8 protein-coding genes and 1 pseudogene are annotated in these 10,650 nt (G+C 61.0%); 7 read left to right on the top strand and 2 right to left on the bottom strand.

Going from position 1 to position 10,650, the window contains the following annotated elements; genetic code table 11:
• Positions 1-536, bottom strand: a pseudogene (locus ACHFGA_RS06165) (esterase family protein); the annotation flags it as partial.
• Between the two features lie 145 nt (positions 537-681).
• Between ACHFGA_RS06165 and lpdA the strand changes: the two are divergent.
• On the top strand, positions 682-2,094 hold the full coding sequence (lpdA, locus tag ACHFGA_RS06160; RefSeq protein WP_394281538.1) for a dihydrolipoyl dehydrogenase: 1,413 nt from the start codon (positions 682-684) through the stop codon (positions 2,092-2,094).
• A 94-nt stretch (positions 2,095-2,188) separates the two neighbouring features.
• A complete protein-coding gene (locus ACHFGA_RS06155) occupies positions 2,189-3,295 on the top strand; it encodes a hypothetical protein (protein WP_394281537.1) in 1,107 nt (368 codons plus the stop codon).
• Here the strand turns inward: ACHFGA_RS06155 and ramB are convergent.
• Complete coding sequence (ramB, locus tag ACHFGA_RS06150) at positions 3,292-4,695, bottom strand: acetate metabolism transcriptional regulator RamB (RefSeq protein ID WP_394281536.1); 1,404 nt, start codon at positions 4,693-4,695, stop codon at positions 3,292-3,294. The genes ACHFGA_RS06155 and ramB overlap by 4 nt on opposite strands.
• A gap of 453 nt (positions 4,696-5,148) precedes the next feature.
• On the opposite strand from ramB, the gene ACHFGA_RS06145 reads away from it, so the two are divergent.
• The 5 genes from ACHFGA_RS06145 to ACHFGA_RS06125 all read left to right on the top strand — a co-directional run bounded on the left by ACHFGA_RS06145 (position 5,149) and on the right by ACHFGA_RS06125 (position 10,643).
• Entirely contained in the window at positions 5,149-5,907 is a 759-nt protein-coding gene (locus tag ACHFGA_RS06145; RefSeq protein ID WP_394281535.1) for a succinate dehydrogenase cytochrome b subunit, read from the top strand.
• A gap of 13 nt (positions 5,908-5,920) precedes the next feature.
• On the top strand, positions 5,921-7,930 hold the full coding sequence (locus ACHFGA_RS06140; protein WP_394281534.1) for a fumarate reductase/succinate dehydrogenase flavoprotein subunit: 2,010 nt from the start codon (positions 5,921-5,923) through the stop codon (positions 7,928-7,930).
• Positions 7,930-8,679, top strand: coding sequence for a succinate dehydrogenase/fumarate reductase iron-sulfur subunit (locus ACHFGA_RS06135; RefSeq protein WP_394281533.1), 750 nt, complete (start codon positions 7,930-7,932; stop codon positions 8,677-8,679). The genes ACHFGA_RS06140 and ACHFGA_RS06135 overlap by 1 nt, the downstream gene beginning before the upstream one ends.
• 68 nt (positions 8,680-8,747) lie before the next feature.
• A complete protein-coding gene (locus ACHFGA_RS06130; RefSeq protein WP_394281532.1) occupies positions 8,748-9,119 on the top strand; it encodes a hypothetical protein in 372 nt (123 codons plus the stop codon).
• Positions 9,120-9,326: 207 nt separating this feature from the next.
• Positions 9,327-10,643, top strand: coding sequence for a DUF445 domain-containing protein (locus ACHFGA_RS06125; protein WP_394281531.1), 1,317 nt, complete (start codon positions 9,327-9,329; stop codon positions 10,641-10,643).
• Positions 10,644-10,650 lie beyond the last annotated feature (7 nt).

Here is a 10,650-nt window from a genome sequence, read left to right as displayed (position 1 = left end):
TCTCTGTAGCCCTGCTCGCCTGGGTTGGTCTGCCAGTCGACGTAGTAGGAGAACGCGCCCTCCATCGGGATCACGACGTTCACAGGCTCGTCCTTAAACGTTTCGTAGAACGTCCCACCGGCTAGGGTCAGCCAGTCGTTGTCCTGTTCCGCGCCGCCTGCACCGTTGAGGAGGTAGAGGGTTGGCGCGTCGTCGATACGCACACCGTTTTCGTCGAGTGCCGGGCGAACGGCGATCGGGATCTCGCGCTCCATCGAAGGCGAGTAGACGCTGTACGCTTCCAGCCCTTCCTTGCCGACCTTCTTGAACCACTTCTGGTCCTCTCCCGTCGCCGTATTCTTTGGAGCCACAGTCAGCGGCTTGATGGTAGCGGTGCCCTCGGCCGCGGGTTCAGGCTGGGCCGCTGGCTCGGGCTTTTCGACGTCGGCCTCTGGGGTTACAAGTGGCTGTTCAGTCTCTTGAGCGGTGGCTGGGACGGTACCAGCAGCAATCGCGATCGCGGCCGCGGCGGCCAGCATGGGGCGCATAATCTTCATGGGTGAAGGGTCCTTCAAGTTGCACGGGGAATGTATCTCTCAGCGCTATATCCCGTTTCATAGATCCGTGGTAGTGGAACGATACCTGCCCCCACAGGGGTGAAAACGGCCACAAGAGTGCAGTCACATGCGTATTCTTGGGGGCATGGCTAAAGAACACTATGACGTTGTTGTACTTGGTGCGGGCCCTGGCGGGTATGTCGCCGCGATTCGCGCAGCTCAGTTGGGCAAGAAGGTAGCGGTTATTGAGAAGCAGTACTGGGGCGGTGTCTGCCTGAACGTGGGCTGCATCCCATCTAAGTCGCTGATCAAGAACGCCGAGGTGGCGAATATCTTCACTCATGAGAAGAAGACCTTCGGCATCAAGGGCGATGTGGAATTCGATTACGAGGATGCGCATAAGCGCTCCCGTAAGGTCTCGGAGAAGATCGTCGGCGGTATCCACTACCTGATGAAGAAGAACAAGATCACCGAGATTCACGGCCTAGGTTCTTTCAAGGATGCGAAGAGCATCGAGATCACTGAGGGCGATGACAAGGGCAAGACGGTTACTTTCGACGATTGCATCATTGCTACCGGTTCCGTAGTGAACACGCTGAAGGGCGTGGAGTTCTCGGAGAATGTTGTGTCCTTCGAGGAGCAGATTCTGAACCCTGAGGCTCCGGAGAAGATGGTTATCGTCGGCGGCGGCGCGATCGGCATGGAGTTTGCGTACGTGCTTAACGCGTATGGCGTTGATGTCACGGTGATCGAGTTCATGGACCGCGTCCTGCCGAATGAGGATCCAGAGATTTCCAAGACCATCGCCAAGGTGTACAAGAAGCTTGGTGTGAAGGTGCTGGCGGGCCATGCGACGACCGCGGTGCGCGACAACGGCGATTCCGTTGAGGTGGATTATCAGAAGAAGGGCACCGATAAGACTGAGACCATCACCGTGGACCGCGTGCTGGTGTCTGTCGGTTTCCGCCCGCGCACCGAGGGCTACGGCTTGGAGAACACTGGCGTGGAGCTGACCGAGCGTGGCGCGATTGCTATCGACGATTACATGCGCACCAACGTTGAGGGCATCTACGCGATCGGCGATGTCACCGCGAAGCTGCAGCTGGCCCATGTTGCTGAGGCACAGGGTGTTGTCGCTGCTGAGGTGATTGCTGGCGCTGAGACCCAGACGCTGGGCGACTACCAGATGATGCCGCGCGCGACTTTCTGCAACCCGCAGGTCGCGTCCTTCGGTTACACCGAGGAAGCTGCAAAGGAGAAGTTCCCAGACCGCGAGATCAAGACCGCTACCTTCCCGTTCTCCGCGAACGGTAAGGCTGTTGGTGCTGCGGCGACGGAGGGCTTCGTCAAGCTGGTGGCGGACGCGGAGTTCGGAGAGCTGCTCGGCGGCCACATGGTCGGCGACGGCGTCTCCGACATGACCCCGCAGCTGACGTTGGCGCAGCGCTTTGATCTGACCGCGGGCGAGATCGCACGTAACGTGCACATCCACCCGACGATGTCTGAGGCGATGAAGGAAGCAGCGCACGGCATCGAAGGCCACATGATCAATTTCTAGTTCGCTTTTCGACGAGGGCCTAGCCCCAGCCCAGCCCGGCTCATACTCTTCGAGCCGGGCTGGGCTTTCGCGTGCCTGCTAGCATTGCTTATTAATGGAAAGTTATAGAGTCGGTGTGTTTGCGGACCGGGGGATGCCTTCCCTCGATGTCATGGACATCCTGAATGACATCACCGAGGATTCAGAGTTTTTTCGTGACGACGAGAACCGACTTGTGGGCTCGGGACGCCGGGGGAGCACTCTCGTCGAGGTGAAACTGGGGGAAATCCCCATGGACCACCAGGGCCAATTGGAGTTAGCGGAAGCAGTTCCGGCTATCTTGCGGGACTATGGCTGGGACAGGTTGATTTATGTCACCGATCTGCCACTAGTTGCTTTTAATCGGCCGGTGGTGGCCCAAAGCGCTGTCGATAGTGATGGCTGGGTGATTTCTGCTCCGTCCTTTGGCTGGTTTGGGGCGAGGAGGCGGTTGCGGAAGGAATTGACGTCGCTGATCGATGGCAACGGGGGAGTCCTCGGCACGAGCGAACCCAGAACGGCGGGGCGCGGGCAGGACCAAGACAGCACCGTGCGTTCGCAGGTGTTGGACACTCCGTGGCGGGCGGTGCAGCTGATTGCGGGCACTGCGCGCAGTAACCGGCCGTGGCGGATGCCCCGGGTGCTCACGTCCTCTTTGGCGGCGATGGCGGCTTCGGGCGGCTTCGGCGTGTTTTATGGCTCCATCTGGGATTTGGCGCACTCGATGTCATTCATACGTGCAGTGGGTGTGGGCTTGTTATCGATCTTCAGTTTCACCATGTGGATCATCTTGCGTAATCGCCTGTTCGTCCGCGCCGATCAGAACCGCAGCCCGTGGCGTCGCAACGTGGACAATATCGCCACCTTTACGACGATCGCCTTGGCCGCCACGATCCTGTACGTTCTAGTCTTCGCCGTCATGACCGTACTGACCGCAGCCATCGTCCCCACCGACTACCTAGCAAGTTCGGTGAGCGTACCCACTGGGTGGTTCTCCTACTTCACTATCGGCTGGTTGTCGGCGTCCTTGGGCACGTTTGCTGGTGCCATCGGCTCCAACTTCGACGAGTCCGCCGAAATCGTGGGCGCCACCTACAGCGAGCGGGAGTACGAGCGCCGTCGAAAGTGGGGCCAGTTCGACGACCAAGAGGACCAGGACGAGGAGAGCAAGGACGACGACTAGTAGGGCGCGATAGACGTCGTGTGCGGGTTGATCGTCAGCGGCATGTGAACGGCAGGGAAGGCGCGCTGCGCACAATTCTGCCGGGGGCACACGCGGCAGCCGGCACCGATCGGCTCAGCCTGGTCCACATCGTCGAGAGGCAGGCCGTGGGCGTACACAGTTCGGTCCGCATGCCGGGTCTCACAGCCCAGGCCGATGGCGAAAAGCTTGTCGGTGTCCTGGTATTTGCGCCGGTGGTGGTGCACGGTGCGCGCGATCCAGAGGTAGGTGCGCCCGTCCGGCATCTGGGCATGCTGGCGCACGATCTCACCGGGGGTGTTGAAGCTAGCGTACAGCCCCCACAGCGGGCAGGTACCCCCGGAGGTGGAAAAGTGGAAGCCGGTTGCGGACTGGCGCTTGGACATGTTGCCGGCCCGGTCCACGCGCACGAACGTGAAGGGCACGCCGCGCAGGTTCGGCCTTTGCAGGGTGGACAGCCGGCTGGCGGCGGTTTCGTACCCCACCCCGAAAATATTGGAGAGGTATTCCACGTCATAGCCCGCTTGCTCCGCCTCAGAGTGGATCAGCTTGTAGGGCAGGATCACCGCGGCGGCGTAGTAGGAGGCCAGTCCGCGCCGGGCAAGGTTGACGGAGGCTTCGCTGGTGAAGGGTTCGCCGACGATGGCTTCGTCGATAAGCGTCCGTGCTTCGAGGTGGGCGAGCTCGGTGGCCATGCGGAAGGCGCGCTGGCCGGTGGACAGCAGGGTGGATAGTTCGATGACGCCGCGTTCGGCGTCGAAGGTGTGCAGGGTGCCGTCGGTGCTTAAGGTCGATTCGACTTCGATGTTGTGCTTATCGACGAGGCGTGCGCGGATTGCGTGTTCGGTGTCGCGGATCGTGAACTGGTGTACGTCCAACTCGGTGGACAGTGTTTCGGCGGCATTGTCGAGGGCGTCGAAGTAGTTGTGGTTGGCGTAGAAGAAGTCGCGGACTTCGTCGTGCGGCATGGAGATGGCCTGGCCGGAGGTGGTGCGGGCGTCGGTGGCCATGGTGAGTTTGTCGCGCACGTTGCGGTAGCGGCGGTGCATGTCGACGAGGGTGCGCGCGATGGTGGGGTGGTTGTAGACCAATTCGGAGAGTTCTTGGACTTCGATGTCCGTGGTGGCGATTTCTTGGTCGCCGATGATGTCTTGGAGTTCGGCGAGCAGGCGGGAATCGTCGTCACGCGAGAAGAAGGTGGCGTCCACGCCGAAGGCTTCGGTGATGCGCAGGAGGACGGGGACGGTCAGGGGGCGTACGTCGTGTTCGATCTGGTTGACGTAGCTGGCGGACAGATCGAGGGCAGCGGCGAGCGCGGCTTGGCTCAAGTTCCGTTCGCGGCGGAGCTGGCGCAGGCGGGAGCCGACGTACGTCTTTGTCATGGGCAATATTCAACCAAAAATTGTGAAGAAGTGTGTGGGGGTGGGTGCAAAGTTAGTTAACTGTGCAGGAACTTGAGGGGCAAATGCGGTGCGGGCCTTGTGGTTTGGACCGAAAGTATGACACCTTAAGGGGTGATTCTTGTGAGAGTGTCAATTCGCAACTGTCGCGGGTGGGGAAAATCACAGTACGTACGTTTTGCTAAGTCGGGGTTAATGTGGCGCGTGGGGTGCAAGGGGGCTTGTCGCGCCGAAACGTTGCAGGAAGCGCTACAACCAGCAGTATTTCTTCACAAACTTGTGAAGAATCGTTTGTGAAGGGGCCTTCGTCGGGAAGCGCGTGCCGACGAAAACCCTCCGCCTATGGGAAGACTGGAAAGATGGTGGGATGGCGAGGGCGATAAGTGGGAAGTCCACGCCTGAACCCCGTAGAGTGATATCGACACTGGAGGTGCCATGACTGTACAAAACGCAGACCGTGACGCAATTCGTCACGGTAAAATTACTGAAAAGCCGCTGCGCGAGCGGCCAGGGTTCCCAACCTGGGCAATCAAGCTGACGATGGCCATTACCGGCCTGATCTTCGCGCTCTTCGTCCTCGGCCACATGGTCGGTAACTTGAAGCTCTTCCTGCCTGCAGAGAACGGCGTGCCGGCGCTCGACGCGTACGGCGAGTTCCTGCGCAGCATGGGTGAGCCACTCTTCCCACGTGAAAGCCTGCTGTGGATCATCCGCATCGTCCTGCTCGTTGCGGTTCTCCTGCACGTCTACGGCGCGTTTGCGCTGCACGGGCGCTCCACGCGCTCCCGCGGCAAGTTCAAGCGCACCAACCTGATGGGTGGACTGCAGTCCCAGGCGGCGCGCTACATGCTGATCACCGGCGTGATCCTGCTGCTGTTCATCATCTTCCACCTGCTGGACCTGACCATTGGTGTGGGCGTCGCATCGGACCAGTTCGTCCACGGCGCTGTGCACAACAACATGCTGGCCACCTTCGCGCCTGAGCGCTGGTGGGTCACCCTGGTTTATGTCATCGCGAACCTCGCACTCTTCCTCCACCTCACCCACGGCATTTACCTGGCCGTGAGCGACCTGGGCTGGTTGGGCGAGCGTGGCCACGCGATCATGGTGATCCTGGCGTACTGGCTGCCAGCAATCGTTGTCATTGCCAACATCATCATGCCGTTGTCCATCACATTCGGACTGCTCTCGTAGGAGGAAGCCCACAATGACTACCGCACAAAACACTGAGCGTGCTGAATTCACGCAGCCGGCGTCCGCCTTTGAGGACGTCACCCCGGGCAAGATCCTTGAGAGCAACGAGCCCAAGGGCGTGCCCACCAAGGACATGTGGGAGTACCAGAAGGACCACATGGAGCTGGTCTCTCCGCTGAACCGTCGCAAGTTCGAGGTCATCGTCGTCGGTACCGGCCTGTCCGGTGGCGCCGCGGCCGCAGCCCTCGGCGAGCTCGGCTACAAGGTGAAGGCCTACACCTACCACGACGCGCCACGTCGCGCGCACTCCATTGCTGCACAGGGTGGCGTCAACTCCGCCCGCGGCAAGAAGGTGGACAACGACGGCGCATACCGCCACGTCAAGGACACCGTCAAGGGCGGCGACTACCGTGGCCGCGAGTCCGACTGCTGGCGCTTGGCCGTCGAGTCCGTTCGCGTGATCGACCACATGAACGCCATCGGTGCGCCTTTCGCCCGCGAGTACGGCGGCACCCTAGCCACCCGTTCCTTCGGTGGTGTCCAGGTCTCCCGTACCTACTACACCCGTGGCCAAACGGGGCAGCAGCTGCAGCTGTCCACCGCTTCGGCACTGCAGCGTCAGATCCACCTGGGCAACGTGGAGATTTTCACCCACAATGACCTGGTCGATCTGATCGTGACCGGCACCGGCGAAGAGAAGCGTTGCCAGGGCATTGTCACCCGCAACCTGATCGACGGATCCATCACCGCGCACACCGCGCACGCTGTGATCCTGGCGACTGGCGGCTACGGCAACGTGTACCACATGTCCACCCTGGCGATTAACTCCAACGCCTCGGCGATCATGCGTGCCTATGAGCAGGGTGCGTACTTCGCCTCGCCGTCCTTCATCCAGTTCCACCCGACCGGCCTGCCGGTCAACGCGTCCTGGCAGTCCAAGACGATCCTGATGTCCGAGTCGCTGCGTAACGACGGCCGCATCTGGACCCCGAAGGAAAAGGGCGACGACCGCGACCCGAACACCATTCCGGAGGAAGAGCGCGACTACTTCCTGGAGCGCCGCTACCCGGCGTTCGGCAACCTGGTTCCACGTGACGTGGCATCGCGCGCGATCTCCCAGCAGATCAACGCCGGCTACGCAGTGGGCCCGCTGCAGAACTCCGCGTACCTGGACTTCCGTGACGCGATCGAGCGCCTCGGCGAGGACACGATCCGCGAGCGCTACTCCAACCTGTTCACCATGTACGAGGACGCCATCGGCGAGAACCCGTACACGACCCCGATGCGCATTGCACCGACCTGCCACTTCACCATGGGTGGCCTGTGGACGGATTTCAACGAGATGACCTCCATCGACGGCCTGTTCGCCGCCGGTGAGTGCTCCTGGACCTACCACGGTGCGAACCGCCTGGGTGCTAACTCCCTGCTGTCCGCATCCGTCGACGGCTGGTTCACCCTGCCGTTCACCGTGCCGAACTACCTGGCGAATCACCTGAACAAGCCTGTGCTGCCGGTAGAGTCCCCAGAGGCGCAGGAAGCCGTTGAGCGCTCCCACGCACGCCTGGAGAAGCTGACGACGATCGAGGGTCCGAACCCACACGGTCCGGACTACTACCACACCCAGCTCGGTGAGATCCTGTACAAGTACTGCGGTGTGTCCCGTAACGTCGAAGGCCTGCGCCAAGGCATCAAGGAGATTCGCGAACTGCGCGAAGACTTCTGGACCAACGTCCGTGTCCCAGGTGGCACCGACTACATGAACCAGACCGTCCAGGATGTACAGCGTGTTGCTGACTACATCGACCTGGGCGAGCTAATGTGTGTCGACGCACTGGATCGCGACGAGTCCTGCGGTGCGCACTACCGCGACGACCACCTCTCCGAGGACGGCGAGGCAGAGCGTGACGACGAAAACTGGTGCTTCGTCTCTGCATGGGAACCAACTGCCGACGGCAAGTTCGTCCGCCACGCAGAACCGCTGTACTTTGAATCGATCCCGCTGATGACCAGGAACTACAAGTAATGAAACTGACACTTGAGATCTGGCGTCAAGCCGGACCCGAAACAGAAGGCGCATTCGAGACCGTTCAGGTGGACGACGCTGTCGAGCAGATGTCTATCCTCGAACTTCTCGATCACGTCAACAACAAATTCGTCGAAGAGGGCCGCGAACCATTCTCGTTCGCCTCTGACTGCCGCGAGGGCATCTGCGGTACCTGTGGCCTGACCGTCAACGGTCGCCCGCACGGTTCCGGCAAGAACACCCCCGCTTGCCAGCAGCGCCTGGTGCAGTACAAAGACGGCGACACCCTGAAGATTGAGCCATTCCGCTCCGGCGCGTTCCCTGTGATCCGCGACCTGACAGTCGACCGATCCGCACTGGACCGCGTCATGGAGCAGGGCGGCTACGTCTCCATCCACGCCGGCACCGCGCCGGACGCAGATACCTTGCACATGAACCACCACGACGCAGAGCGGTCCTTGGACTTCGCAGCCTGCATCGGCTGTGGCGCATGTGTGGCAGCCTGCCCGAACGGTGCAGCGCACCTGTTCACCGGCGCGAAGCTGAACCACCTGAAGCTCACCCCGCTGGGCAAGCAGGAGCGCGGCAAGCGTGCCCGCCAGATGATCGACGAGCTGGAGACCAACTTCGGCCACTGCACCCTCTACGGTGAGTGCGCCGATGTGTGCCCGGCCGGCATCCCTCTGGAGGCCGTCGGTGCGATCAACAAGGAACGTGCGCGTGCAGCATTCCGCGGCTCGGACGACTAAGATTAACCGCAGTTAATTGAGGTGGCCTCACCGCGGGCCACGATGATCATGAAAGAGAGACCTAGGCAATGAGCGCTACGAACTCAGTGTCAGACATTAAGGCTGAGTCCTTCCCAGAGTACTCCGGTGGCAAGCTACAGGACACCTACATTGAGGGTTATGACCCAGTGTCACTTGCTGCACCCCATTCTTCCCTTGTTCGCACCTCCACGTGGCTGGGGATGGGGATGATCATGTCCGGCATCGCTGCGACGGGCATCCTGATTTACGGCATCGCCACTGGTATTTGGGGCACGGGCTCTTCTGATGACTACAGCCAGCCGCTCATGATCATCGGCGCGATCCTCACTGTGGTCTTCTACGTCGTTGGCTTCGGCGCCGTACGTTACGGCCGCCGTTACTACCGCCAATACCGGAAAGAGACTGGGCGTAAGAACTAGTTTGCTTTTCGACGAATCCCCCGACCGGCTGCATGCCTCGGGGGATTCTTCGTGTCTAGGATGGCTTCCATGCGCGGAAATAAACTCATCATTGTTGTTAGCGGTTTGATCACCCTGCTGACGGCCTGGGTGCTCTTTGATTACGCACTCACGTTCTTCTGATCCCTTCCGCTATTGACCGATCCATCCGAAAGAATGACTTCTATTATGGGTAAACATTCGCCAGTTGCTGAAGCATCCTCGCAGGCCTCCATGCCGGGGATGAGCATGGAGGCAGAGGCCGCTCGTCGTCAAGCACTGCGTAAACACCAAGCGTTCGCAACGGGACTGCTAGTGCTTGCCGCAGTGATCTTCCTCGCGTGCTCCTGGTGGCAGTCCGCGGGAGACGCGCCTGGTTGGGTGGGCTATGTGCGCGCGGCGGCGGAGGCCGGGATGGTCGGCGGTATCGCGGACTGGTTTGCGGTGACGGCCCTGTTCCGGCACCCGATGCGGATCCCGATCCCGCACACGGCATTGATCCCGAATAAGAAGGACCAGTTGGGCGACGCGCTGTCCAGCTTCGTGGGCGAGAACTTCCTCAACGCGCAGCTGATTACCGAGAAGGTCTCGCAGGCGAATATTCCGCAGCGGGCCGGCGAGTGGCTGGCGCAGCCGGAGAACGCGGAGAAGGTGTCGCGCGAAGCTGGCCGGTTGACCGTCAACGCGCTGCGCGCCATGGATCCGAAAGATGCCGAGGATTTGATCAACTCGCAGGTCATCGCGCGCATCGCGGAGCCGACGTGGGGGCCGGTGGCCGGACGCGCGCTGGAGGGGCTGATCGCAGACGGCAAGACCGAGCCGATGATTGACGCGACGATCACCTGGGCGCGCGAGAAACTCGACGGCATGGAGGACGCGATCATTGTGCTTGTCGACGAGCGCATGCCGGCCTGGGCTCCCGAATTCACCCGCAAGATCGCCGGCAACACGGTGTATAACCAGCTGGTGAAGTTCATGGCGGACGTCGATACGCAACCTAACCACAAGGCGCGCCAGGCGCTGCGTACCCAGCTGAACAACCTGGCGCAGGACCTCCAGTTCGACGGTGAGATGATCACGAAGGTGGAGCGGCTAAAGGCCGATGTGATGGGTTCGGACGCGGTCCAGAGCGCCGCCAGCGAGCTGTGGGCAAGCATGTCCGCCTCCCTGATCGAGGCCGCCGGCGATGAAAATTCCACCCTGCGCCGCCGGGCGACCGAGCTGTTCATGCATTGGGGCGAGCGCGTATCGACGGACCGTGAGCTGCGCGCCACGTTAGACGACCGCCTCGAGTCCATCGTGAGCTTCTTGGCCACCAATTATGCTGGCGAAGTCACGGCCATCATCTCCGAGACTATTAAGCGCTGGGATGCCCACGAGGCCAGCGAAAAGATCGAACTGATGGTGGGCAAGGACCTGCAATATATCCGCGTGAATGGCACAGTGGTCGGTGCGCTGGCTGGTTTAGTTATTTACACTGTTAATCAGCTGCTCTTCGGCGTTTAATCTGCAA

Origin of the sequence: Corynebacterium sp. (assembly GCF_043426755.1) — a bacterium.
GTDB lineage: Bacteria > Actinomycetota > Actinomycetes > Mycobacteriales > Mycobacteriaceae > Corynebacterium.
This window is presented reverse-complemented; position numbering and strand designations above follow the sequence as displayed.

Excerpts from the sequence above, each read along its gene's own strand:
- ACHFGA_RS06130 (WP_394281532.1), top strand. The coding sequence starts at position 8,748 with ATGAGCGCTACGAACTCAGTGTCAGACATTAAGGCTGAGTCCTTCCCA.
- ramB (WP_394281536.1), bottom strand. The coding sequence starts at position 4,695 with ATGACAAAGACGTACGTCGGCTCCCGCCTGCGCCAGCTCCGCCGCGAA.
- ACHFGA_RS06125 (WP_394281531.1), top strand. The coding sequence starts at position 9,327 with ATGGGTAAACATTCGCCAGTTGCTGAAGCATCCTCGCAGGCCTCCATG.
- ACHFGA_RS06145 (WP_394281535.1), top strand. The coding sequence starts at position 5,149 with ATGACTGTACAAAACGCAGACCGTGACGCAATTCGTCACGGTAAAATT.
- lpdA (WP_394281538.1), top strand. The coding sequence starts at position 682 with ATGGCTAAAGAACACTATGACGTTGTTGTACTTGGTGCGGGCCCTGGC.
- ACHFGA_RS06140 (WP_394281534.1), top strand. The coding sequence starts at position 5,921 with ATGACTACCGCACAAAACACTGAGCGTGCTGAATTCACGCAGCCGGCG.
- ACHFGA_RS06155 (WP_394281537.1), top strand. The coding sequence starts at position 2,189 with ATGGAAAGTTATAGAGTCGGTGTGTTTGCGGACCGGGGGATGCCTTCC.
- ACHFGA_RS06135 (WP_394281533.1), top strand. The coding sequence starts at position 7,930 with ATGAAACTGACACTTGAGATCTGGCGTCAAGCCGGACCCGAAACAGAA.